This is a genomic window from Streptomyces sp. NPDC086549 (assembly GCF_044746205.1).
Lineage (GTDB): Bacteria > Actinomycetota > Actinomycetes > Streptomycetales > Streptomycetaceae > Streptomyces.
Genome location: NZ_JBIVBS010000005.1, coordinates 152,654 through 176,904 on the forward strand (window position 1 = coordinate 152,654; position 24,251 = coordinate 176,904).

The 24,251-nt window shown below is 71.9% G+C and carries 19 protein-coding genes; 14 read left to right on the forward strand and 5 right to left on the reverse strand.

Features of this window, described 5'->3' with window-relative positions; genetic code table 11:
• The first annotated feature begins 26 nt into the window (after positions 1-26).
• From glgA to ACIPSA_RS18620, 5 genes are all read left to right on the forward strand, one after another.
• Entirely contained in the window at positions 27-1,178 is a 1,152-nt protein-coding gene (gene glgA, locus ACIPSA_RS18600) for a glycogen synthase (RefSeq protein ID WP_402635774.1), read from the forward strand.
• Between the two features lie 51 nt (positions 1,179-1,229).
• Positions 1,230-2,450: a glucose-1-phosphate adenylyltransferase gene (gene glgC, locus ACIPSA_RS18605; RefSeq protein WP_402635777.1), complete on the forward strand. Its 1,221-nt coding sequence runs from the start codon at positions 1,230-1,232 to the stop codon at positions 2,448-2,450.
• 133 nt (positions 2,451-2,583) lie between these two features.
• Positions 2,584-4,905 carry a GH92 family glycosyl hydrolase gene (locus ACIPSA_RS18610; RefSeq protein ID WP_402635780.1) on the forward strand — a complete coding sequence of 774 codons (2,322 nt, stop codon included), beginning with the start codon at positions 2,584-2,586 and terminating at the stop codon, positions 4,903-4,905.
• A 144-nt stretch (positions 4,906-5,049) separates the two neighbouring features.
• Entirely contained in the window at positions 5,050-6,387 is a 1,338-nt protein-coding gene (locus ACIPSA_RS18615) for a wax ester/triacylglycerol synthase family O-acyltransferase (protein WP_402635783.1), read from the forward strand.
• A gap of 103 nt (positions 6,388-6,490) precedes the next feature.
• Positions 6,491-7,993: an SDR family NAD(P)-dependent oxidoreductase gene (locus tag ACIPSA_RS18620; RefSeq protein ID WP_402635787.1), complete on the forward strand. Its 1,503-nt coding sequence runs from the start codon at positions 6,491-6,493 to the stop codon at positions 7,991-7,993.
• A gap of 162 nt (positions 7,994-8,155) precedes the next feature.
• Here the strand turns inward: ACIPSA_RS18620 and ACIPSA_RS18625 are convergent, their stop codons facing one another.
• Together ACIPSA_RS18625 and ACIPSA_RS18630 are read right to left on the reverse strand one after the other, a co-directional pair.
• Positions 8,156-8,956: an SDR family oxidoreductase gene (locus ACIPSA_RS18625; protein WP_402635790.1), complete on the reverse strand. Its 801-nt coding sequence runs from the start codon at positions 8,954-8,956 to the stop codon at positions 8,156-8,158.
• A 25-nt stretch (positions 8,957-8,981) separates the two neighbouring features.
• The gene (locus ACIPSA_RS18630; RefSeq protein ID WP_402635793.1) at positions 8,982-9,392 is read right to left on the reverse strand and encodes a hypothetical protein; all 411 of its coding nucleotides are present in this window, start codon (positions 9,390-9,392) and stop codon (positions 8,982-8,984) included.
• Between the two features lie 449 nt (positions 9,393-9,841).
• Between ACIPSA_RS18630 and ACIPSA_RS18635 the strand changes: the two genes are divergently transcribed.
• Both ACIPSA_RS18635 and ACIPSA_RS18640 read left to right on the forward strand, forming a co-directional pair.
• Positions 9,842-10,015, forward strand: coding sequence for a hypothetical protein (locus ACIPSA_RS18635; RefSeq protein ID WP_356037185.1), 174 nt, complete (start codon positions 9,842-9,844; stop codon positions 10,013-10,015).
• A gap of 57 nt (positions 10,016-10,072) precedes the next feature.
• Complete coding sequence (locus ACIPSA_RS18640) at positions 10,073-10,558, forward strand: GNAT family N-acetyltransferase (protein ID WP_402635796.1); 486 nt, start codon at positions 10,073-10,075, stop codon at positions 10,556-10,558.
• Between the two features lie 39 nt (positions 10,559-10,597).
• Here ACIPSA_RS18640 and ACIPSA_RS18645 read toward each other — a convergent pair whose 3' ends face one another.
• Positions 10,598-11,941 carry an amidase gene (locus tag ACIPSA_RS18645; protein ID WP_402635799.1) on the reverse strand — a complete coding sequence of 448 codons (1,344 nt, stop codon included), beginning with the start codon at positions 11,939-11,941 and terminating at the stop codon, positions 10,598-10,600.
• Positions 11,942-12,089: 148 nt separating this feature from the next.
• Positions 12,090-13,136: a LacI family DNA-binding transcriptional regulator gene (locus ACIPSA_RS18650; protein ID WP_402635802.1), complete on the reverse strand. Its 1,047-nt coding sequence runs from the start codon at positions 13,134-13,136 to the stop codon at positions 12,090-12,092.
• Positions 13,137-13,356: 220 nt separating this feature from the next.
• Here ACIPSA_RS18650 and ACIPSA_RS18655 point away from each other — a divergent pair, with 220 nt between their 5' ends.
• The 7 genes from ACIPSA_RS18655 to ACIPSA_RS18685 all read left to right on the forward strand — a co-directional run bounded on the left by ACIPSA_RS18655 (position 13,357) and on the right by ACIPSA_RS18685 (position 23,421).
• Positions 13,357-14,649, forward strand: a complete 1,293-nt coding sequence (locus tag ACIPSA_RS18655) for an ABC transporter substrate-binding protein (protein ID WP_402635805.1) — start codon at positions 13,357-13,359, stop codon at positions 14,647-14,649.
• A gap of 7 nt (positions 14,650-14,656) precedes the next feature.
• Entirely contained in the window at positions 14,657-15,553 is an 897-nt protein-coding gene (locus ACIPSA_RS18660) for a carbohydrate ABC transporter permease (RefSeq protein WP_402635808.1), read from the forward strand.
• Positions 15,550-16,467, forward strand: coding sequence for a carbohydrate ABC transporter permease (locus ACIPSA_RS18665; RefSeq protein WP_402635811.1), 918 nt, complete (start codon positions 15,550-15,552; stop codon positions 16,465-16,467). The genes ACIPSA_RS18660 and ACIPSA_RS18665 overlap by 4 nt, the downstream gene beginning before the upstream one ends.
• Before the next feature lie 29 nt (positions 16,468-16,496).
• The gene (locus ACIPSA_RS18670) at positions 16,497-17,753 is read left to right on the forward strand and encodes a glycosyl hydrolase (protein ID WP_402635814.1); all 1,257 of its coding nucleotides are present in this window, start codon (positions 16,497-16,499) and stop codon (positions 17,751-17,753) included.
• On the forward strand, positions 17,750-19,798 hold the full coding sequence (locus ACIPSA_RS18675) for an endo-beta-N-acetylglucosaminidase (protein ID WP_402635817.1): 2,049 nt from the start codon (positions 17,750-17,752) through the stop codon (positions 19,796-19,798). The genes ACIPSA_RS18670 and ACIPSA_RS18675 overlap by 4 nt, the downstream gene beginning before the upstream one ends.
• Positions 19,799-19,843: 45 nt before the next feature.
• Positions 19,844-22,864, forward strand: a complete 3,021-nt coding sequence (locus tag ACIPSA_RS18680) for an alpha-mannosidase (RefSeq protein ID WP_402635820.1) — start codon at positions 19,844-19,846, stop codon at positions 22,862-22,864.
• A gap of 89 nt (positions 22,865-22,953) precedes the next feature.
• Positions 22,954-23,421: a DUF4231 domain-containing protein gene (locus ACIPSA_RS18685; protein WP_402635823.1), complete on the forward strand. Its 468-nt coding sequence runs from the start codon at positions 22,954-22,956 to the stop codon at positions 23,419-23,421.
• A gap of 22 nt (positions 23,422-23,443) precedes the next feature.
• Here the strand turns inward: ACIPSA_RS18685 and ACIPSA_RS18690 are convergent, their stop codons facing one another.
• Complete coding sequence (locus ACIPSA_RS18690; RefSeq protein ID WP_402635826.1) at positions 23,444-24,145, reverse strand: FadR/GntR family transcriptional regulator; 702 nt, start codon at positions 24,143-24,145, stop codon at positions 23,444-23,446.
• Between the last annotated feature and the right edge of the window lie 106 nt (positions 24,146-24,251).

Sequence of the window (24,251 nt, forward strand, 5' to 3'; positions counted from 1 at the left end):
CGGCCGCTGAGACCAGGGGGTTGCGGGTGCGAGTGGGACTGCTGAGCCGGGAGTACCCCCCGGACGTGTACGGCGGCGCGGGCGTCCATGTCGAGTTCCTGGCACGTGAGTTGAGGTCGCTGGTCGACCTGGAGGTGCACTGCTGGGGCGAGGGCCGCGGGGTGGGCGTGGTACGCCACCGCCCCTGGTCCGCCCTCGACACCGCCAACGACGCGCTGCGCACCTTCTCCGTGGACCTCGCCATGGCCGGGGCCCTCGAAGGCCGTGAACTCGTCCACTCCCACACCTGGTACGCCAACCTCGCCGGCCACTTCGCCAAGCTTCTGTACGGCGTCCCGCACGTGGTGACCGCCCATTCGCTGGAGCCGCTGCGCCCCTGGAAGGCCGAGCAACTCGGCGGCGGCTACGCCCTGTCCGGCTGGGCCGAGCGCACCGCGATCGAGGCGGCCGACGCGGTGATCGCCGTGTCGGGGGCCATGCGCGAGGACGTCCTCGGCTGCTACCCGGCGCTGGACCCGGCGAGGGTCCACGTCGTGCACAACGGCATAGACACCACCCTGTACCGGCCGGACCACGGCACCGACGTCCTGGCCCGCGTCGGCCTGGACCCGGACCGCCCCTACGTCCTGTTCGTCGGCCGTATCACCCGCCAGAAGGGTGTGCCCCATCTGCTGCGCGCGGTACGGGACATCGACCCGGCCGCGCAGGTCGTGCTGTGCGCCGGCGCGCCCGACACACCCGAGATAGACGTGGAGTTCCGCGACCTTTTCCAGGAGCTGAGCCGGGCCCGCGAGGGTGTGCACTGGATCCCGCAGATGCTGCCGCGCGCGGACGTCATCCAGCTCCTCACGCACGCCGCCGTGTTCGTCTGTCCGTCGGTGTACGAGCCCCTCGGCATCGTCAACCTGGAGGCGATGGCCTGCGGTACGGCCGTGGTGGCCTCCCGGGTCGGCGGGATTCCCGAGGTCGTCGAGGACGGCGTGACGGGCCTCCTGGTTCCGGTGGACGACGGCTTCGAGACGGGCCTCGCACGGGCGCTGGACGCGGTCCTCGGCGACCCGGACACGGCCCGCCGGATGGGGGAGGCCGGACGGGCGCGCGCGGTGGGCGAGTTCGGCTGGGACGCGGTGGCCCGGCGCACGGTCCGGCTGTACGAGGAGATTCTCAAGCAGGCTTAGTCCACGGGCCGCGGGGGCAGGCATGGGGCAACCAGGGTGAGGGGGACGGCCATGCGTCGTGGAGGACCTTCAGTTCTCGGGATCGTGCTGGCGGGCGGCGAGGGCAAGCGGCTGATGCCCCTGACCGCGGACCGGGCCAAACCCGCGGTCACGTTCGGCGGCACCTACCGTCTCGTCGACTTCGTGCTCTCCAACCTCGTCAACGCCGACATCCTGCGCATCTGCGTGCTGACCCAGTACAAGTCGCACTCGCTGGACCGGCACATCACCACCACCTGGCGGATGTCCAGCCTGCTCGGCAACTACATCACCCCGGTCCCGGCACAGCAGCGGCTCGGCCCGCGCTGGTACCTGGGCAGCGCGGACGCGATCCTGCAGTCGCTCAACCTGATCCACGACGAACAGCCGGACTACGTAGCGGTGTTCGGTGCCGACCACGTCTACCGCATGGACCCGCGGCAGATGCTCAAGGAGCACATCGAGGGCGGCGCGGGTGTGACGGTCGCGGGCATCCGCGTGCCGCGGGCGGAGTCCTCCTCCTTCGGCGTGATCACCCCCGGCTCCGACGGGCAGAGCGTCGAGCGCTTCCTGGAGAAGCCCGCCGACGCTCCGGGTCTGGCGGACGCCCCGGACTGCGTGTTCGCCTCGATGGGCAACTACATCTTCACCACCAAGGCCCTGGTCGAGGCGCTGCAACGGGACGCCGAGGACGAGCAGTCCGTGCACGACATGGGCGGTTCGATCCTGCCCCAGCTCACCGGCCGGGGCGAGGCCCGGCTGTACGACTTCGGCGACAACCACGTCCCCGGCGAGACCACCCGCGACCAGGGCTACTGGCGGGACGTCGGCACCCTCGACGCCTACTACGACTCCCACATGGACCTGATCGCCGAGCGCCCCGTCTTCAACCTCTTCAACCGCAGCTGGCCCGTCTACACCCACTCCAACCAGCTCTCGCCCGCCCGCTTCAGCGCCGGCGGTATGGCGAGCGAGTCCATCATCAGCGCCGGCTGCCTGATCCGCGGTCAGGTCACCCGGTCCGTGCTGTCGCCCGGGGTGGTGGTCGACCCGGGGGCCGTGGTCCAGGGGTCGGTCCTGCACGACAACGTCCACATCGGCCGGGGTGCGGTCGTGCGCGGTGCCGTCCTCGACAAGAACGTCGAGGTGCCGCCCGGCGCGACCATCGGCGTCAATCCCGACCGGGACGGCGAGTTGTACACCGTCTCCAAGGGCGGGGTGATCGCCCTGGGGAAGGGGCAGCGCGTCTCGTAGGTCTCGTACGTCTGTTTGGCCATTACCGACCAGGGTGCGACGCGTTCATTCAATTAGCCCGGGATGCCCGGTTTTTGAGTCTCCGGCCCTCACGATGCAGACAGCGATGTCGAACCATCGGAGGTCACCCGCCATGAGACGGACCCGGCGCCCGCGGCTGTGCCTGGCCGGGGTGATGACAGTGTCCGCGCTGCTCACCGCCCCCGCTGCACGAGCCGCCGAGCCGACCGACGGTCACCTCACCGACCTGGTCAACCCGTTCATCGGGACCCAGAACGAGGGCAACACGTTCCCCGGCGCGGCCGTGCCCTTCGGCATGGTGCAGCTCTCGCCGGACACTGGGCACAGCACCGGCTACGACTACTCCCAGGAGCGCATCCGCGGCTTCTCCCTGGTCCATCTCTCCGGCGTCGGCTGCCGTATCGGCGGCGACCTGCCCGTCCTGCCGACCACCGGGGACGTGACGCGGACGGACGACGCGAAGTACGCGGCCCGGTTCCGCCACGAGGACGAGACGGCCGGCCCCGGCTACTACCGGGTGGGCCTGGACTCCGGGATCGGTGCCGAACTCACGGCGACCGCGCGCACCGGCGTCCAGCGCTACACCTTCCCCGCCACCGACAAGGCCAACGTCCTGCTCAACGCGGGCCAGTCGCTGCACAAGAAGGTCACCAGCGAGGTGGAGATCCTCGACGACCGGACCGTGCGCACCGCCATCACGGGCCACGGCTTCTGCCGGGACACCCTGCCGTACACCGTCTATACGGTCACCCGTTTCGACCGGCCCTTCACCGCGTACGGCACCTGGGACGGCGCCGCCGTCACGCCCGGCTCGCGCCGCGGAGGGGACGGTGCCTACGTCCGCTTCGACACGACCCGGGACCGCACCGTCACGGCGACCACCGCGCTGTCCTATGTCGACGCGCAGGGCGCGGCCGTCAACCTCCGCACGGAGGAGGGACGTTCCTTCGACACCGTCCGCAACGCCGCCCGGCGGGCCTGGGAGCGACGCCTCGGCACCGTCCGCGTCCAGGGCGGCGACGAGACCCTGCGGCGCACCTTCTACTCGTCCCTGTACCGGTCCTTCCTGGCGCCGAACGCCGGCAGCGACGCGGACGGCCGCTACCGGGGCTGGGACCTGCGCGTCCACCGCGCCCGGGGTTTCACCTACTACCAGAACTGGTCCCTGTGGGACACCTACCGCACCCAGTGCCAGCTCCTCGCCCTGCTCGCGCCCCGTGAGGCCCGCGACATGGCGCTGTCGGTGCTGAGGGTCGGCGAGGAGGGGGGCTGGCTGCCCAAGTGGGGCTACGGCACGGTCGAGACGAACATCATGACCGGCGACCCGGTCACCCCGTTCCTGACCACCGCCTACCAGCAGGGCCTGCTGAAGGGGCACGAGGAGCGGGCGTACCGCGTGCTGCGGCAGAACGCCGACGGCGTGCCGCCGGCCGGCCTGCCGATGGCGGGCCGGGAGGCGAACGCGGAGTACATCGCGAACGGCTTCGCGCCCTACGTCAAGGGCCGCCCGCAGGCCAAGCTCGGCGACTCGGACTACCACCAGGGCGCCTCGGTCACCCTGGAGTACGCCCTGTCCGACGCGATGCTGGCGCAGATGGCACGCGGCCTGGGTCACTTCGCGGACGCCGACCGGTTCGCGGCCCGCTCCCGCAACTACCGCAACGTCTTCGACCCCTCGACCGGCTTCTTCCGCGCCAGGGACGCCTCGGGGGCCTTCGCGGGACCGGCCGACCCGGCGCGGAGCGTCGGCTTCCACGAGGGAACGGCCTGGCAGTACCAGTGGCTGGTGCCGCAGGACCTCCCCGGCATGATCGGCCTGATCGGCGGCGAGCGGGCGGCCAACGACCGGCTCGACGCGTTCTTCGCCTACGACCGGCTGCTGGCCGACCCGGCACGCACCGCGCGCGAGGTGTGGGTGCACGGCGACCCGTACGCCTACTACAACGCGGCCACGTACAACCCGCAGAACGAGCCCGACCTCATCGCCCCGTACACCTATCTGTCGACCGGACAGCCCTGGAAGACCACCGACGTGGTGCACGCGGCGCTGACCCTCTTCACGGACGCCCCGACCGGAGTGACCGGGAACGACGACCTGGGAACGATGTCCGCCTGGAACGTACTGTCGTCGATCGGGCTCTTCCCGGTCCAGCCCGGATACGGCACCTGGGGCCTGTCCACGCCCGTCTTCGACCGGGTCGACCTCAGCCTGGACCGCCGCTACTGGCCGGGCGGGCGGCTCACCGTGACCGCGCCCGGCACCTCGGCCGCCGACCGCTACATCCAGTCGGCCCGGACGGACGGAGTGCCCTACGGCCGGACCTTCCTGACGACCCGTGCGCTGCGCTCCCTGCGCTCGCTCACCTTCGCGGTCGGCCCGCGCCCGTCCGCGTGGGGTACGTCACCACAGGCGGCGCCGCCCGTTCTGAAGTGACCTCAGGTGTCTCATGAACCCCGCCCCCCACGGAAGGCGGGGACTTAATCTGCTGTTAACTGAGCGTAGCCTGATCGTACTTGACCGTAATCGGCTGCCGGAGGTTGACTGCTTGTCCACCCACCGTCGACGCGAGGCAAGCCCTTGACTGCTGACCTGCTCGCTCCCCTCGACCTTGCGTTCTGGAACATCGAGTCCGACCGGCACCCGATGCACCTGGGCGCCCTCGGTGTCTTCTCCGCGCACTCGCCCACCGCCGGCGCCCACGCGGCCGACCTGCTCGCCGCCCGCGCCGCCGCCGTGCCCGGACTGCGGATGCGCATCCGGGACGTCTGGCAGCCGCCGGACCTGCTCCGCCCGCTCGCCTTCGGCGGCGCCACCCGCGAGCCCGACCCCGGCTTCGACCCGCTGAACCACGTACGGCTGCACGCCCCGACCGGCGACTTCCACGCCGCCGCCGGACGGCTCATGGAGCGCCCGCTGGAGCGCGGCCGGCCGCCCTGGGAGGCGCATGTCCTGCCCGGCGAGGACGGCGTCTCCTTCGCCGTGCTCTTCAAGTTCCACCATGCCCTCGCCGACGGCCTGCGCGCGCTCAAGCTGGCCGCCGGAATCCTGGACCCGGTGGACCTGCCGGAGCGCGGCCCCCGTCCCATCGAGCCGCCGCGCGGCCTGCTGCCCGATGTCCGCAAGCTGCCCGGCCTGCTGCGGGGCGCCGTGTCCGACGTGGGCCGGGCCCTCGACATCGGCGCCTCCGTCGCTCTGTCCACGCTCGGCATCCGCACCTCCTCCGCGCTGACCGCCGAGCCCAGCGGCACCCGGCGCACCGCCGGAGTGGTCCTGGACATCGACGACGTGCACCGGGTCCGCAAGGCCGTCGGCGGCACCGTCAACGACGTGCTCATCGCCGTTGTCGCAGGAGCCCTGCGCCGCTGGCTCGACGAGCGCGGCGACGGCAGCGAGGGCGTGGCCCCGCGCGCCCTGATCCCCGTCTCCAGGCGCCGCCCGCGCACCGCGCAGCCACAGGGAAACCGGCTCTCCGGTTATCTGATACGGCTTCCCGTCGACGACCCCGACCCGGTCAGCCGCCTCGACACGGTCCGCACGGCGATGCTCCGCAACAAGGACGCCGGCCCCGACCGGGGCGCCGGTGCGGTCGCCCTGCTCGCCGACCACGTGCCCGCGCTCGGCCACCGCCTCGGCGGCCCGCTGGTCGGCCAGGCGGCCCGGCTCTGGTTCGACATCCTGGTCACCAGCGTGCCCCTGCCCGGCCTCGGGCTGCGGCTCGGCGGACACCCCCTCACGGAGGTCTACCCCTTCGCCCCGCTGGCCCCGGGCCAGTCCCTGGCGGTGGCGATCTCGACGTACCGCGGCCGGGTGCACTACGGGCTCGTCGCCGACGCGCGGGCGGTGCCGGACCTCGACGCGCTCGCCAGGGCGGTGACGGACGAGGTCGAGACGTTGATCGCGGCCTGCGATCCCTGATCATGACCGGTTTGGCGGTGCGGCCCGGCGCTCCGTAGACTTCCCCGTTCGACAGCGGGCGCGAGTCGGAGCGCTGCGCGGGAGATCAGGGAACGGCAGTGCGATGACGGTGACAGAGGACGGCCCGACGGCCACCGAGGAGATGGTCTACGGCCCCGGCATCGACCCCGAGCGCCTGGCCGTCTGCCTCGGCGTGCTCGAGGAACTCGACAAGCTGGAGGTCGACCACCCCGACGCCATCGCGGTGCGCCGGGCCACGGCCGGCGTCTACCGCACGGTCAAGCAGCGCCGCCGCCAGGAGCGCCGGGCCGCCAAGACCGCCCATGACAAGGCGGTCACCGAGGCCACGGCGACCGGCTCCGCCCAGCGCATCGACGACGAGACCGAGGGCATCCTGCCGTCGTCGGTCACGGAGGCGGGGCGGATCGCGGGGATACTCCAGCGTCCCCGCTCCTGCTACACCTGCAAGACCCGGTTCGTCGAGGTCGACTACTTCTACCACCAGCTCTGTCCGGACTGCGCCCGGACGAACCGCGCCAAGCGCGACGCCCGCGCCGACCTCACCGGCAAGCGCGCCCTCCTCACCGGCGGCCGCGCCAAGATCGGCATGTACATCGCGCTGCGGCTGCTGCGCGACGGCGCGCACACGACCATCACCACGCGCTTTCCCAAGGACGCCATCCGCCGCTTCAAGGCCATGGACGACTCGGCGGACTGGATGCACCGGCTGGAGGTCGTCGGGATCGACCTGCGTGATCCGGCGCAGTCCGTGGCCCTCGCCGACCAGGTCGCCGCGGCGGGCCCGCTCGACATCCTGATCAACAACGCGACGCAGACCGTGCGCCGCCTGCCCTCCGCCTACGCCGCCCTGGTCGAGGGCGAGAGCGCCCCGCTGCCCGCCGGAGAGCTCCCCGCCCACCACGTCATCGGCGCCTTCAACTCCGGCGCCGTCGGTGAACTCGGCGGGCCGGCCACGCTGCCCGTCGGCACCAGCGGCCTCGACGCGCAGAAGGTCGCCGACCTCGCCCTGGTGGCGGGCAACGCCAGCGTCGCCCGGCACCTCGACGGCACCGCCATCGACGCGGGCGGCCTCGTGCCCGACGTCGTCGACACCAACACCTGGGTGCAGACCATCGACCAGATCTCGCCGGTCGAGCTGCTTGAGACCCAGCTGTGCAACTACACGTCGCCGTTCATCCTGATCAGCGCCCTGCGCCCGGCGATGGCGGACGCCGCGAAGAAGGCCGCCAGCGGCCGCGCCTACGTCGTCAACGTCTCGGCGATGGAAGGCGTCTTCGGCCGCGGCTACAAGGGCGCCGGGCACCCGAACACCAACGCCGCGAAGGCGGCCATGAACATGGTCACCCGGACCAGCGGCCAGGAGATGTTCCAGACCGACGGCATCCTGATGACCTCCGTCGACACCGGCTGGATCACCGACGAGCGCCCCCATTACGACAAGCTGCGCCTGGCCGAAGAGGGTTTCCACGCACCCCTCGACCTGGTCGACGGCGCCGCCCGCGTCTACGACCCGATCGTGCGCGGCGAGCAGGGCGAGGACCTGTACGGCGTGTTCCTTAAGGACTACGCGCCCGGCAAGTGGTGAGCACGGCGAGGGAAAACCGGTGGCCCGACGGGCCGCCGGTGACCTACTCTCCAGGAGTCGTGCCGGGGTGCCCGGTGCGCAGGTGACGCGTTCTTCGAGGTTGAACTCCTTCACACAGTCCCCATGGGACTGCCGGCCCTTCGGGGGCCACCGCGTCGCCGCCTAGACCTCGGGCACCCTACGCAGTCGTTCGTGCACGGCGTACGCGGTGGTGCCGGACGCGGCCCGTACCCGTGTCCCGCCGTCCACCAGCAGATCGGCGCCGGTGATCCACTCGGCCGCGTCCGAGACCAGCCACACCACGGCCCGTGCCACGTCCTCCGGCTCCCCGATCCGCCCCAGCGGCAGCCCGGCGGCCACCTCCGCCTCGCCCGGCTCCCAGACGAACCGCGCCATTTCGGTGCGGACGAGTCCGGGGGAGACGGAGTTGACCCGTACCCGGGGCGCGAGCTCGCCCGCGAGCTGCTGGGTGAGATGCAGGAGGGCTGCCTTGGTGGTGCCGTAGGCGCCGACGTGGGGCCCCACATGCCCGGCACCCTCCGTGCACACGTTGACGACGGCCCCGCCGTGCTCCCGCATCCACCCCCGCCACGCGCACTGCACCAGCCGCAGCGGTGCCTCGACGTTGACCGCGAAGGCCTCCCGCCAGGCGTCCGGGCCGGCCTCCATCAGCGGCCCGTACGGCCGATTGGTCGCGGCGTTGTTGACGAGGACGTCCAGCCGCCCGAACTCGCGCAGCACGAGATCCGTCAGCTCCTCGGGGTGCCCAGGGGCGGCCACGTTCCCGGCCAGCCCGATGCCGCCCAGCTCCGCGGCCGTGCGCCGCACCTCGCCCGCGTCCCGCGCGGTCACGCACACCAGCGCCCCGGCCGCGGCGAGCGCTCCGGCGACGGCGCGCCCGATCCCGCGCGTGCCACCGGTGACGACGGCCGCCCTGCCCTCGATCCCGTACGACGACGTCATCGCCGTACGGTCTCATGACGGACCGTCAGTCGACAGCCCCCAGGGGCGAGTTCCGTGCCGACAGCAGTTCCAGCACGGTGCGCCAGTCCTCCAGGACCCCGGCGTCGAATCCGGCGGTCCGGCTCTCCTCGCCCGCCTGGCGCAGACGCAGCACGTCGTCGTCGGCCGCGGGGTCGAAAAGGGGGCCGTGGTGATGGCGTACGAGGTGGGAGACCCGCTCGCCGAGCAGGGGCCGTACCGCGTCGGCCGCGCGGTCCGCCTGCCCGCTCTCGCCGCCGGGGTCCAGCAGCCGGCCGATGCCCTGCACCAACCCCGCCACCTGGAGCTCCTTGTCGGCGGGGCGGGCGCGGCGCAGCAGGGCGGCGGTCCGCAGCGCGTGCTGATGCGGACGCGCATACAACAGATCCATCAGCTCCTCGACGCTGCGCAGCTCCATGCGTCAGTCCTCCCGCGAGACAGCCGTTGCCGTATGTCAGCAGATCATGGCGAGCTTGCGAGTCGGCCAACGGCACTTGAACTGCGCAACGTGGACGTCGACGTAGACCAAGCGGGTGACTCCAAACCCCGCATTATGTAACAAATTGTTCCAGAATAGTCCTGGTGGAGCACTGAGTGACTCGAGATAGTTACAGCTTGTTTGCACTCCCTATCGAGCGCACCCCCGCTCATTTGGTTACCCTGTAACCGGCGGACAGCAGTACGGGTCCCACCCACACCCACGGTCCGTCCCGGGACAAGCCGGTACACCACGGCCTGCTCTCATCCGAGGTACCGGCGCCACCGCGTCCGAACTGGCCTTTTACCCAGACCCGAGCGGGCGCCGAGCGCCGGATCGCAGACTGTGCGGCACGCCCCGAGGGTGACCCGACACATAAGGAGTGCGCGGTGACACCGGAGAAGACGAATCGCGATCAGCGCCCCAAGGAACGTACGGAGCGCGCGGGCCGCAGGCCCGGAGAACTCGGCAGCCTGGACGTGTGGGCCCGGTCCGCCCCGATCCGCCTCGCGGGCTACGAGGAGGACCTCGCCGAACCCCACATCCTGCCGAGCGTGGACTGACCCGCCGGTCGGCCCCATCGCGTTCGCCTGACGCATGGGCGTGCGAGACTCACGCCCATGCTGATCAGAGAAGCCGTGGCCGAGGACTGGCCGCGGATCTGGCCTTTCTGGCACCGGATCGTCGCCGCCGCCGAGACGTATGCCTGGGACCCGGACACCTCGGAGGAAGCGGCCCGCGAGCTGTGGATGAGCCCGGCCAAGCGGGTCTATGTGGCCGAGGACGCCTCCGGAGCCGTCATCGGCTCCGCCTACCTCGTCCCCAACTACGGCGGTCCCGCCGCCGGTGTCGCCAACGCCGGCTTCATGGTCGACCCCGACCGGGCCGGCCGCGGCACCGGTCGCGCCCTCGCCGAGCACATCCTGGCCGAGGCCGAGGCGCAGGGCTACCGCGCGATGGTCTTCAACGCCGTCGTCGAGACCAACCCCGCCGTGCAGCTGTGGACCTCCCTCGGCTTCACGATCCTGGGCACGGTGCCGGAGGCGTTCGAGCATCCCCGGCACGGCCGGGTGGGGCTGCACATCATGTACAGGGCACTGGGCTGACGGGGGCGGGCGGCGCCGGCACGATCCGCCGGACAGGCGCTAGTCGAGCGGCGCCGTGCGCTGCCACGGGTGCAGCTTCTCCAGCTGCCCGGCCAGCTCCAGCAGATCCGCCTCCGATCCCGGGAGGCCCACCAGTTGTACGGCGCAGGGGGCGCCCGAGGGCAGCGTGCCGAGCGGGACGGACATCGCGGGCCAGCCCGTGAGGTTCCACGGCGGCGTCATCGGCGAGTAGTTGGTGTTGGCCAGGACGTTGGGCAGCCAGCCCCGCTCGTGCCACGGCACGGCCTTCGGGGAGCGGCGGGCCAGCGCGGGCATCAGCAGGACGTCGTGCTCGGCGAAGAAGGGGGTCAGCCGGCGGCGGAGGCGTTCGCGCCCCTCCCCGGAGCGGACGGTCCGCACGAAGCGGCGGCCGACGGCCGCGTGGATCCGGGTCCGCCGGGCCAGTCGCGCCGGGTCGAGGCCCTCGGCGTCCACCGCGGTGCCCGCCGTCCAGTGCTGGAGCGCGGTGACGCCCAGGGAGAGGGGGTACGGGGGCTCCGCACGCCGCGTCCGGTGGCCGGCGCCGGCCAGCACGGCGGCCGCCTCACGGACCGCGGTCGTATACGGCTTCGTGACGGCGACACCGGCGAGCGGGCTGCGCAGGGAGACCGCGATCCGCCGGGCGGCGGATCCCTCCTTGCGGACGAGCTCCTCGTCCGCGAGGACCGAGAGCATCAGGCGCAGATCCTCGACCGTGGTCGCCAGCGGCCCGTTTTCGGACATGCCGAACCAGTCGCCGTTGCCGATCCCGGCCGGTACCACCCCGTGGCCCGGCTTCAGGGTGACGAGACCGCAGTTGGCCGCGGGGATGCGCAGCGAACCCATGCCGTCGTTGCCGAGGGCGACCGGCACCATCTGGGCGGCCACCGCGGCCGCGCTGCCGCCCGAGGAACCGCCCGCCGTGCGCGAGGTGTCCCACGGGTTGCGGGAGGTGCCGTGGACGCCCTCCGTGGTGCCGAAGACGCACAGCTCGGGCACGTTGGTCAGCCCCACGACCACCGCGCCCGCCGCCCGCAGCCGGGCCACCGTGACATGGTCGTCCTCGGCCGGTGTGTCCGCCGTGGCGGCCGAGCCGACCAGGGTGGACTCGCCGCGTACCGCGAGGTTGTCCTTGACGGCCACCGGCACCCCCGCCAGGGGCAGTTCGGCCAGATCGGTACGGCCCGCCACCTCGTCGGCCGCCGCGAGCGCGGATGCGGCCAGGACCTTGCGGAACGCGCCGATCCGGCCGTCGAGGCGCTCGATCCGCGCAAGGTGCTCCGCCACCACCTCGCGGGGCGTGGCCCGCTTCTCGCGTACGGCGGCGGCGATCTCGGCGGCGGTCCGGCCGACCCAGCTGGTCACGGGTGCTCCTCGGGAGGCGACGGGGTGGTGCGCGGGCACGTACTGGTCGGTACGTAGGGAGAACTGTGCACGGTCACGCGCCCCGCGTCGAGAGGCCGCCCGCCCCGATCCCGACCGCGCGGCCCGTCCCCGCCCCACGGGGACGGGCTCAGTCCCGCCGCGCCACGCCCGTGCTCCCCCGCCGGGTCAACCGCGGCATCGGCACCCGCACCACCCGTGCCGTGCCTCCGTCCAGCAGTGCGGTCAGTTCCCGCGCCGCCGTGCGGCCGAACTCCACGCTGTCCCGGGACAGCGCCGACAGCCACGGCTTGACCAAGCGGCACAGCGCCGAGTCCTCCCAGGACACCACCGACACGTCCGCCGGTACCGAGAAGCCGAGTTCCGCGGCGGCGGCGACCCCGGCGACGGCCATCACGTCGTTGTCGTAGACGAGGGCGGTCGGGGCGGGGGAGCCCCGCAGGACCCGGCGGGTCACCGCCGCGCCCTGCGCGTCCGAGTAGTCGGTCGTCACCGACCGCACCTCGGTCAGGCCGCGCCGGTCGGCCTCCGCGCGCAGGGTCCGGATGCGACGCTGGGTGTGCGCGAGGCCGGGCAGCCCGGCGATGTGGACGATCCGGCGGTGGCCCAGGGCGGCCAACTCGTCGACGACGGAGGCCATCGCGCCCGCGTCGTCCGCCCAGACCGTCGACAGCCTGGGATGACGTTCGTCCGGCGCGCCGCCGATCACCACGGCGGGCAGGCCGAGTTCGTCGAGCACGTCGGGGCGCGGGTCGTCCGCGCGCGGATCCACGACCAGGACGCCGTCCACCCGGTGCTCGGCCCACCAGCGCCGGTACACCGCGCACTCGTCGGCCACGTCCTCCACCACCTGGAACAGCAGGCCGAGGTGACGCTCCGCGAGTATCTCCTGGATGCCCGAGACGAGTTGGAGGAAGAAGGAGTCCACGCCCAGGGTGTGAGCCGGGCGGGCGAGGACGAAGCCGACCGTGGCCGCGCCCTCCCCGGACAGGGCGCGGGCCGCCGTACTGGGCCGCCAGCCCAGCTCCTCGGCGAGCCGGCGGACTCGGGCCCGGGTCGTCTCGGACACCCCGGGGCGGCCGTTGAGCGCGAAGGACACCGCGCTCTCGGAGACACCGGCGCGCCGCGCGATGTCCTTCATCGTCGGCCGGCGCGCCGGGGAACGCTTGGCTGGCACGTTGCTTCCATTTCTGCGCGGATTGCAGCTAATGCGCTTGAGTCCGAGAACCCTAAAGCGCATTAGTGATCCCTGGCAAGTTTTCGGCCACACCTCTTTGACCTGCACTAATGTCGACCGAATTTCTTTAGCGGCAGCCAGTGCATTGACTTTTCCGGAAGGCCCCGGGCATGGTCGCTGGCGTCCCAGCCGCCGACGCCGCCAAGGGAGTCGTGTCACCGTGCCCACATCCCGCAGAGCCTTCGCCGCTGCCGCCGTAGCCGCCCTCGTCCTGCCGCTGAGCGCCTGCGGTTCGGGCGGGGACGGCGGCGGTTCGGCCGACGCCTCCGGCAAGGTCGAAGGTGACATCACCTTCCAGACCTGGAACCTGCGCGCCAACTTCAAGTCGTACTTCGAGGGCGTGATCGCAGGCTTCGAGAAGAAGTACCCGGACACCCACGTGAAGTGGATCGACCAGCCCGCCGAGGGCTACGCCGACAAGATCAGCGCCGACGCGGCAGGCGGCACGCTGCCCGACGTCGTCAACGTCTCCCCGGACCTCGTCGCCCCGCTCGCCGAGGCGGGACTCGCCCTCGACCTCGACAAGGCTGCCGGTACATACAAGTCCGAGTATCTGGACGGGGCTTGGGCCAGCCACCGGATACCGGGGATGAGCGGGACGTACGCCTTCCCCTGGTACCTCAACACCGGCCCGCTCTTCTACAACAAGTCCCTCTTCAAGAAGGCCGGACTCGACCCGGACCAGCCGCCGAGGACGTACGACGAACTCTTCGCCGACGCGCTGCGGATGGCCAGGCAGACCGACGGCAAGGTCGCCACCCTCGCCAACGTGCCGACCATCGAGGACTTCGGGCGGTACGGCGTCCCGTTGATGAACGAGGAGGGGACCGGCTTCGCCTTCAATGATCTCAAAGGGGTTCAACTTCTCAGTAAATACAGGGAACTGTACGACGCCAAAGCTCTCGATCCGCAGGCGCTGACCGCCACTCCCGAATCCTCCGGCAAGAAGTTCCTCACCGAGGCCGTCGCCATGAACCCCGGCAGCGCCCTCGATCTCGGCAACTTCAAGAAGCAGGCGCCCGGTCTGTACAGGAACATCGGGATCACCGACCAGATCACCAGCACCGGGCACGTCAACATGTACGTGATGGGCGTGATGGTCAACTCCCGCACCAGGCACACCCCGGCCGCGGTCGCCTTCGCGCACTACGTGACCGACGCGCAGAACCAGATGTCCTTCGCCAAGAAGGTCGCCATCTTCCCGAGCACCGCCGGCTCCCTGGACGACCCGTACTTCACCAAGGAGGACGGTGCGGACGAGACCCGGGTGCGGATCGCCGCCGCCAAGTCGCTGAAGAACGCCGTCAACTACACACCGGTGCTGTTCAGCGAGCAGATGAAGACGGCGCTGCGCAACGAGGTCGCCAAGGCGCTGCAGGGCAAGGAGAGCCCCAAGACGGCACTTGACAACGCTGTCAAGGCCTGTGACCGGCTGCTTCAGCAGCAGGGCTGAGCCGGGGATGGCGAATCTCCCGGTACGGTCCCGGGTGCGGCGTCAGCTGCCCACCAGCCCCTGGCTGTTCGCGGCGCCGGGACTCCTGGTCACGGGCGCCTTCGTGCTCTATCCCTTCGCCTCCACCCTCTTCAACTCCCTCACCGACCGCCGCACCCTGATCCCGGGCCGCTTCGTGGGCCTCGCCAACTACCGCGAGCTGATCCACGACGACATGTTCTGGACCGGACTGCGCAACAGCTCGCTGTACGTCCTCGGTGTCGTCCCGGCGCTGGTCGTCCTGCCGCTGCTGCTCGCCCTCCTGGTCGAGAAGAACATCCCCGGCATCACCTTCTTCCGGTCCGCCTTCTACACCCCGGTCGTCGCGTCCATCGTCGTGGTCGGGCTCGTCTGGGTGTGGCTCCTCGACGAACGCGGCCTGGTCAACTCCCTGCTGGAGACCGTGGGGATCGGGCGGGTCGGGTTCCTCAGCGACCAGTGGCTGCTCCTGCTGAGCGCCATGGCCGTCACGGTCTGGAAAGGCCTCGGCTACTACATGGTCATCTACCTGGCCGCGCTGGCGAACGTGCCCCGCGAACTGCACGAGGCCGCCGCGGTGGACGGCGCGGGCCCGGTGCGCCGTTTCCTCACCGTCACCGTGCCCGCCGTGCGCTCGACGATGGTCCTGGTCGCCGCGCTCTCCTCGGTCGCCGCGTTCAAGGTGTTCTCCGAGGTGTACCTGATGGCGGGCCCGAGCGGCGGCCCGGCGGGCGAGGACACCACCCTCGTCATGCTCGTCCAGCGCACCGGCACCGGCCTGACCGGCCGTGTCGGCTACGCCTCCGCCCTGTCGGTCGTCGTCTTCGCCGTGACCGTCGCGCTGATGCTGCTGGTCCTGCGCGCCGACCGGAGGGAGGAGACATGAGCGTCCTGGAGAAGGCGCGGCCCCGCGGCCCCGCCCGTGCGTTGCCGTCCGCCGCCCGGGAGACGAGGCTCACCGACGAGCACGGACGCCGCATCCGGGCGTGGGAACTGGTCCTGCGCTACACCCTGCTGCTCGCCGTGCTCGCGCTCACCGTCGGACCGTTCCTGTGGCAGCTGTCCACCTCGCTCAAGGGCCCCACGGAGGACATCTTCAGCTCCCCGCCGACGTTCCTGCCCGGCCGCCCGACCCTGCACAACTACGAGCGGGTCGCCGACACCATCCCCGTCTGGGACTACGCCCTCAACTCCCTGAAGGTCGCCGGCGCCAACGTCGTGACGAACTGCGTCGGTTCGGCCCTCGCCGGGTACGCCCTGGCCCGGCTGCGGTACCGGGGCCGCGGGGTCGCCACGCTCGTGTTCGTCCTGGCGATGCTCGTGCCCGTCGAGGGCATCGTCATCGCCCAGTTCACCACCATGCGCGAACTCGGCCTCAACAACACCCTCGTCGGCGTCGTCCTGCCCGGCTCCGTCGGCGCCATGAACGTCCTGCTCATGCGCAACGCCTTCCGCGGCCTGCCGTACGAGATCGAGGAGGCGGCCTTCGTCGACGGCGCGAGCGCCTGGCAGCGGTTCCTGCGGATCGCCCTGCCCTCGGTGAAGGGGACCCTCGCCGTCGTCGCGATCTTCGCCTTCATGGGCGCCTGGGACGACTTCCTGTGGCCGCTCATCGTGCTCAGCGACCCGTCCAGGTTCACCCTCACCATCGGCCTCAACTATCTGCACGGCACGTTCGCCAACGACGAACGGCTCGTCGCCGCCGGCACGGTCATCGCCGTCGCACCGCTCATCGCCCTCTTCGCCTGTCTTCAGCGGTACTTCTTCCGCGGGGTCGGCGAGGGCGCCGTCAAGGGCTGAACCCCGCTCACCGCCCGCAAGGACACCGCATGCCTCCTGCCGTGCGCTTCGGCGTCAACTACACCCCGAGCGAGGGGTGGTTCCACCACTGGCTGGACTTCGACCTGGACTCCGTACGAGCCGACCTCGACTCCGTCGCCGCGCTGGGCCTGGACCACATCCGGGTCTTCCCGCTGTGGCCGTACTTCCAGCCCAACCGCACACTGATCCGCCCCCGCGCCGTCGAACAGCTCCGCGCGCTCGTCGACGCCGCCGGCGAGCGCGGGCTCGACGTCAACGTGGACGGTCTGCAAGGGCACTTGAGCAGCTTCGACTTCCTGCCCGCCTGGACCCGCACCTGGCACCGGCGCAACCTCTTCACCGACCCGGACGTCCTCCACGGGCAGGCGGCCTACCTGCGCACGCTCGCCGCAGCGCTCGCCGACCGGCCCAACTTCCTCGGCATGACCCTCGGCAACGAGGTCAACCAGTTCTCGGCAAGGCCGCATCCGGACCCCGACCGGGCGAGCGCCGCGCAGGTGGACGCGTGGCTGGAGCGGATGCTGGCCGCGTGCGAGGAGGGTGCGCCGGGCAGGCTGCACCTGCACGCCGAGTACGACGCGACCTGGTACCAGGACGACATGCCGTTCACCCCGGCCCAGGCCGCACGGCGCGGCGCCGCCACCGCCGTGCACTCCTGGGTGTTCAACGGCACCGCACAGCGGTACGGCCGGATCTCCGTCCCCACCGAGCACCACGCCGCCTACCTGATCGAGCTGAGCAAGGCCTGGGCCGGCCGTCCGCACCGCCCGGTCTGGCTCCAGGAGGTCGGCGCGCCCGCACCCCTCGTCCCGGCCGAGCACGCCGCCGCGTTCACGGAGGCCACGGTGGCCCACGCCCTGGACTGTCCCGATCTGTGGGGCATCACCTGGTGGTGCTCCCACGATGTCTCCCGCTCGCTCGCCGACTTCCCCGAACTCGAATACGGGCTGGGCCTGTTGACCAACGACCGGCGCCCCAAGGACCTCGCGCGCGTGCTGGCGGCCGCGGCCCGCGGACCCCGGGACGCGCCGACGGTCCGCACCACGGCGCTCGTCGTACCCGCCGACCCGGCCCTGCGCTCGCGGTGCGCTCCCGGCGGACCGGTCTTCGACGCCTTCTTCCGGCTGACCGCCGACGGCGCGCGCCCCACCACCGTGCTCGACACGCGCGCCGACGACGAGGAACACCTCGCCGCGCGCGGCATCACCGAAGTCGTCACTCCCGACCAGGTACTCCCCACCCCACAAGGAGGCGCTTGCTCGTGAACCCCACCAGACGCACTGTCCTGATCGCCGCCACCGCGACCGCCCTGACACCGTCCCTGCCCGCAGCCACGGCCGCCGCGGTCCCCAAGGCCACGGCGGTCCCCAAGGCCACCGCCGCGACCGCGCCGTACGCCTCCTACTGGTACCCCGACTCGTTCCCGTCCGGGACCCCGGGCACCGGCATCACCTGGCGCAGTCTGAAGAGCTGGCGGGCCGCCGACGACCCCGACCTCGCCTTCAACGCGGCGTCCGTGCCGCTGGCCGGCCGCTTCACGCCGGCCCCGGCCAACACGACCGCCCGCTCCGGCCAGGCCCGCATCCAGGCGCTGGTCTCCTTCGGGCCCACGTCGGGCAACCCCTCCCAGGGCTCCGCCACCGCCGACCACTACGCCCTCACCCACTGGGCGTACCTGGACGAGCTGGTCTTCTGGGGCGGCTCGGCGGGCGAGGGGCTGATCCTCGCCCCGAACGCGCCGATCGTGGACGCGGCCCACCGGCACGGCGTCCCCGTCCTCGGCAACATCTTCCTGCCGCCCGTCGCCTACGGCGGACAGCTCCGGTGGACCCGCGACCTCGTCCAGAAGGACTCCGCCGGGCACTACCCGCTGGCCGCGCAGCTCGTCGCCGTGGCGGCGGCGTACGGCTTCGACGGGTGGTTCGTGAACGCCGAGACGAGCGGCGGGAACACCGCTCTGGGCACAGACATGCTCGGCTTCGTACGGGAGCTGAAGTCCCTCGCAGCGGCGAGGGGACAGCGGGTCACCTGGTACGACGCCATGACCGTGAACGGGACCGTGAGCTGGCAGGGGGCGCTCGACAGCCAGAACCAGGCGTTCTTCCAGGCCGCCGACGACATGTTCGTCGACTTCCGGTGGAGCACGGGCACGCTCGCCTCCTCGGGGCAGAAGGCCGTGCAACTGGGTCGCGACCGCTACGAGTTGTGGGCCGGCGTCGACGTCGAGTCGGGCGGCTCGAACACCTCGGTGAACTGGGACGCGATCGTGCCGGCCGGCAAGGCGCACGTCACCTCCATCGGCTTCTACCGGCCCGAGTGGACGCGCAACCATCTGCCGGCGGGGCGTACCCCGGGCGACTTCCACGCCGCCGACGACCGGTTCTGGACCGGGCGGTCGCTGGATCCGGCACGGCCGGACGGGACGGACGGCTGGCGGGCGCCCGCCGTGTCGGTCGCGGACCGGTCGACGGTGTCGGCGGTGCCGTTCGCGAGCGTCTTCAACACGGGGCACGGGCTGCGCTGGTACGAGGACGGGGCGGTCACCTCGGACGCGCCGTGGAACCATCTCGGTCTCCAGGACCGGCTGCCGTCCCGCCGGTGGGTGGTGCGGACGGCGGGGGAGCGGCCAACCGTCACCTTCGACTTCGCGGACGCGTGGCGCGGCGGCAGCAGTGTGCTGGTGGACGGTGAACTGGATCAACCAGCGGTGCTGGACCTGTACGCGACACGGCTGCCGATCACCGTCGACACGGTTGTCGAGCTGACGCATCGCACCGACGCCGGGGGTGTGAACGTCGAGCTCGCCATCGCCACCGCCGAGCCGGGCGGCGCCGGTGCGACACCCCCGTACACCTATCTGCCTGTGAACTCGGACAACGGCTGGCAGACCTCGACCGTACGGCTCACAGGGCTGTCCGGCACCGTCCACGCGATCGGCGTCCGGCTCACCGCGTCCGAGGGCCCCGTGCGCTGGCGGCTGGGCGGGCTCGCCGTCCGTGACACCGCCCCGGCCCCGGCCGCCCCCTCCGATCCGCGGATCACGGGTGCCTCCGGCGGTGACCTGCGCTTCGCCTGGAGCGCCGCCCCCGCTGACGTCAACGAAGCAATGGCGTCAGCCACACGCCATTACGAGCTGCACCGCCTCCTGCCCGACGGCACCCGGCGCTTCCTCGGCGGCACCTGCCAGCGGGCGTACTTCGTCCCCGGACTCCAGCCCGAGCAGGGCGAGCAGACGGCACGGTTCGAAGTAAGGGCCGTGGGGGAGCTCTACAGCGCGTCGGCCCCCGTGACCGTCACGCACACCTGGTGACCGCCCGCCACTGACCGCCCTCGACCCAGCAACGGAGCACCCCGCATGCATGACGACCGCAGCCTGGTCGAAGCCCGTCTCAGGCGCGTCCTGGACGAGCGCGTCCGCCCCGCCGTGTACCCCGAGTCCGTGCCCCTTCAGGTCGCGGTGTGGCACGCGCCCGGCGAGCCCGTGCCGGTCGACGAGGGGCTCGCGGCCGAGCCCGAGCCGATCGAGGTGGGCGCCCGGTGGGGTGCTCCCTGGGGCACGAGCTGGTTCCGGGTGACCGGGACCGTGCCCGAGGCCTGGGCCGGCAAGACCGTGGAGGCCCTCCTCGACCTCGGCTTCGACGAGAACATGCCCGGCTTCCAGTGCGAGGGCCTGGTCCACCGGCCCGACGGCACCCCGGTGAAGGGCCTCAACCCGCGCAACCAGTGGGTCCGCATCGGCGCGCCCGTCGAGGGAGGCGAGGAGGTACGGCTGCACATCGAGGCCGCCTCCAACCCCGTCATCCTCGACTACCACCCCTTCCGGCCCACGCGGCTGGGCGACAAGGACACCGCGGGCAGCGAACCGCAGTACACGCTCACCCGCATGGACCTCGCGGTCTTCGACGAGACCGTGTGGCAGCTGGTGACCGATCTGGAGGTGCTCGGCGAGCTGATGGCCGAGCTGCCGGTGGAGTCGGCGCGCCGCTGGGACATCCTGCGCGCGCTGGAGCGGGCGCTCGACGCCATCGACCTGCAGGACGTGAACGGCACGGCGGCCGGGGCCCGTGCGTGCCTGACCGAGGTCCTCGCGGCTCCCGCCGTCCCCTCCGCGCACCGCATCAGCGCCGTCGGCCACGCGCACATCGACTCGGCGTGGCTGTGGCCGCTGCGCGAGACGGTCCGCAAGGTGGCCCGTACGACCGCCAACATGACCGCTCTGCTGGAGGACGAGCCCGACTTCGTCTTCGCCATGTCGCAGGCCCAGCAGTGGGCGTGGGTGAAGGAGCACCGGCCCGAGGTGTGGGCGCGGGTGAAGAAGGCGGTGACGGATGGACGGTTCGTGCCGGCCGGCGGCATGTGGGTGGAGTCGGACACCAACATGCCGGGCTCGGAGGCGATGGCCCGTCAGTTCGTGCACGGCAAGCGGTTCTTCCTCGACGAGTTCGGCATCGAGAACGACGAGGCGTGGCTGCCGGACACCTTCGGCTTCGCCGCCGGTCTGCCGCAGATCATCAGGGCCGCGGGCTCCAAGTGGCTGCTCACCCAGAAGATCTCCTGGTCGCAGACGAACAGGTTCCCGCACCACACCTTCCTGTGGGAGGGCATCGACGGCACGCGGATCTTCACGCACTTCCCGCCCGTCGACACCTACAACTGCTCCATGCGGGGCGGCGAAATCGCCCACGCGGCGCGCAACTTCAAGGACAAGGGGTCCGCCCGCCACTCCCTCGCGCCCACCGGCTGGGGCGACGGGGGCGGCGGCACGACCCGTGAGATGGTCGCCAAGGCGGCCCGCCTGCGCGACCTGGAGGGCTCGGCCACCGTCGTCTGGGAGACGCCGGGGGAGTTCTTCCGGAAGGCGGAGGCCGACTACGCCCACCCGCCCGTCTGGGTCGGCGAGCTCTACCTCGAACTCCACCGCGCCACCCTGACCAGCCAGGCGAGGACCAAGCAGGGCAACCGCCGCAGCGAACACCTCCTGCGCGAGGCCGAACTGTGGGCCGCGACGGCCGCCGTACGCACCGGATTCCCCTACCCCTACGAGGAGTTGGACCGCATCTGGAAGACGGTCCTACTGCACCAGTTCCACGACATCCTGCCCGGCTCCTCCATCGCCTGGGTGCACCGCGAGGCCCGCGCCACGTACGACCGCCTCGCCGCCGAACTGGACGCGATCATCGGCGCGGCCCAGCGGGCCCTGGCCGGCGAGGGCCCGACCCCCCTCGCCTTCAACGCGGCCCCGCACACCCGCGCGTGCGTCCCGGCGGGCGGCGCGGGCACCCCGGTGACCGAGGGCGGGACGACCCTGTCGCACCGCCCCGACGGCGGACACGTCCTCGACAACGGCCTGCTGCGGATCGTGATCGACGCCCGCGGCCTGGTCGTGTCGGCGTACGACATCGAGGCCGGCCGCGAGACGATCGCCCCCGGCCGGGCGGCGAACCTGCTCCAACTCCACCCGGACTTCCCGAACATGTGGGACGCCTGGGACGTCGACGCCTTCTACCGCAACACCGTCACGGACCTCACGGACGCCGACGAGGTGATCCCGGGCGAGGACGGCCGGTCGGTGCGGACCGTACGGTCCTTCGGCGCCTCCCGGGTCACCCAGGTGCTGTCGCTGCCGCCGGGGGAGCGACGGCTGGTCCTGGACACGGAGGTCGACTGGCACGAGACGGAGAAGTTCCTCAAGCTGGCCTTCCCGCTCGACCTGCACGCCGAACGGTACGCGTCCGAGACCCAGTTCGGGCACTTCCACCGCCCCACCCACACCAACACCTCCTGGGAGGCGGCCAAGTTCGAGGCCTGCAACCACCGCTTCGTGCACCTGGAGGAACCTGGCTGGGGTGTCGCGATCGTCAACGACTCGACGTACGGCCACGACGTGACCCGCACCGTCCGCACCGACGGCGACCGCGGCACGACCACCACGGTGCGCGTGTCCCTCCTGCGCGCACCCCGCTTCCCGGACCCCGAGACCGACCAGGGCGTCCACCGCTTCCGCCACGCCCTCGTACCGGGCGCGGGCATCGGGGACGCGGTCCGCGAGGGCTGGCGGATCAACCTGCCGGAACGGAGGCTGACCGGGGCCCGCGAGGTCGCCCCGCTGGTGACGGTCGACGACGAAGCGGTCGTGATCACGGCGGTGAAGCTGGCCGACGACGGCAGCGGCGACGTGGTGGTGCGGTTCCACGAGGCCCACGGAGGACGGGCCAGGGCGACGCTCACCCTCGGCTTCGCCGTCGCGGACGTCACGGCGACGGATCTGCTGGAGCGCCCGTGGGGCGAGGGGGCGGAGCCGGTGCGGGACGGAGACCGTGTCACCGTACGGCTGCGGCCGTTCGAGCTGGTGACCCTGAGGCTGCGCAGGGCGTGAAACCACGGTACGCAGGGGCGCCCGACACGGCCGCCCCTGCGTACGGTCCGGGCTTTCCCCGGCGCGGGCACAGCCACGATGATGTGCCGATGAGACGAAGAAGGGCCCCCGACAGCTCCTGGGCCGCGGAGCCGGATCCCCTGCTCGCCCTCGCCCGACGGGAGTTGACGTTCTACGCGCGGACCAGCGACCGGGCCAGGAGGCTGCACCACGTCACCGAGCTCGGTGCTCTGCTCACCACGTCGGTGACGGTCGTGGCCGCCGGACTGCATGCTCCCGCCTGGCTGACCGCGCTGATCGCGGGCGGCGCCGTCTTCTTCACCGGCATGCGTCAGCTGTACGGCGCCGGCTCGCGCTGGGTGCTGGCCACGCAGGCCCGGGAGACGCTGCGCCGGGCGCTCGACCGGTACCTCCTGCTGCCCGAGTCCGAACGCGGCGCGGCGGCGCGGCAGGCGCTCCAGTCGGTGGTCGAGGAGGTCGGAGCCAACGAGCTGCGGGCATGGTCCGAGGCGCAGGGAGGGCGCCCCGAACCATCCGCGCCCGCGGTGGGAGGCTGACCGGAAAGGGGAAAGGCGAGGGTCAGGGCCCCAGTTGCGTCCTGAGCCACTCCTCCACCTCGCCCACGTGCGCGGCGGCCGCCGCCCGTCCGGCCTCCGGGTCGCGGGCGGCCAGGGCACGGTAGATCGCGGTGTGCTCGCGGCGGGTGCGGGCGAAGGCGCCCTCCTCCTGGTAGCCGCGCCAGACGCGGGCCCGGAAGGTGCGGGAGGACAGGCCGTCCAGGATCGCCGCCATGGTCTCGTTGCCCGCGGCGGCCGCGATCTCCCGGTGGAAGGCGAGGTCGTGGGCGAGGATCTCCTCCGGGTCGTCGGTGGCGTTCATCGCCGCCAGGTGCTTCTCCACCTCGGCGAGCTGGTCCGGGGTGATGCGCGCGGCGGCCAGCGCGGTCGCCGTGGACTCCAGGATCCGGCGCACCTCCAGCAACTCCACCAGACGAGGGCCCCGGGACAGGTCGGCGACCACCCCGAAGGTCTCCAGCAGGTCGCCGGCCTCCAGCGCCGTGACGTAGATGCCCGAGCCGTGCCGGGCCTCCAGGACGCCCAGGACCGTGAGCGCGCGGATCGCCTCGCGCATCGAGCTGCGGGAGATGCCCAGCTGGGCCGCGAGATCCCGCTCGGTGGGCAGGCGCTGGCCCGGCTCCAGGCGGCCCTCGGCGATCATCCCCTTGATCCGCTCGATGGCGCGCTGCGTCACCGTGCCCTTCTGTGGGGCTTCTTCCTCCACGCCACTCCTCCAGTCAGCGGGTGCGTCGCAGTCTAACCACCAAGGTGGTCCGACCAATACGCGCAAGAAGCGGGAAAATCCGATGTCGAAGGCTGTCGAAGTGAGG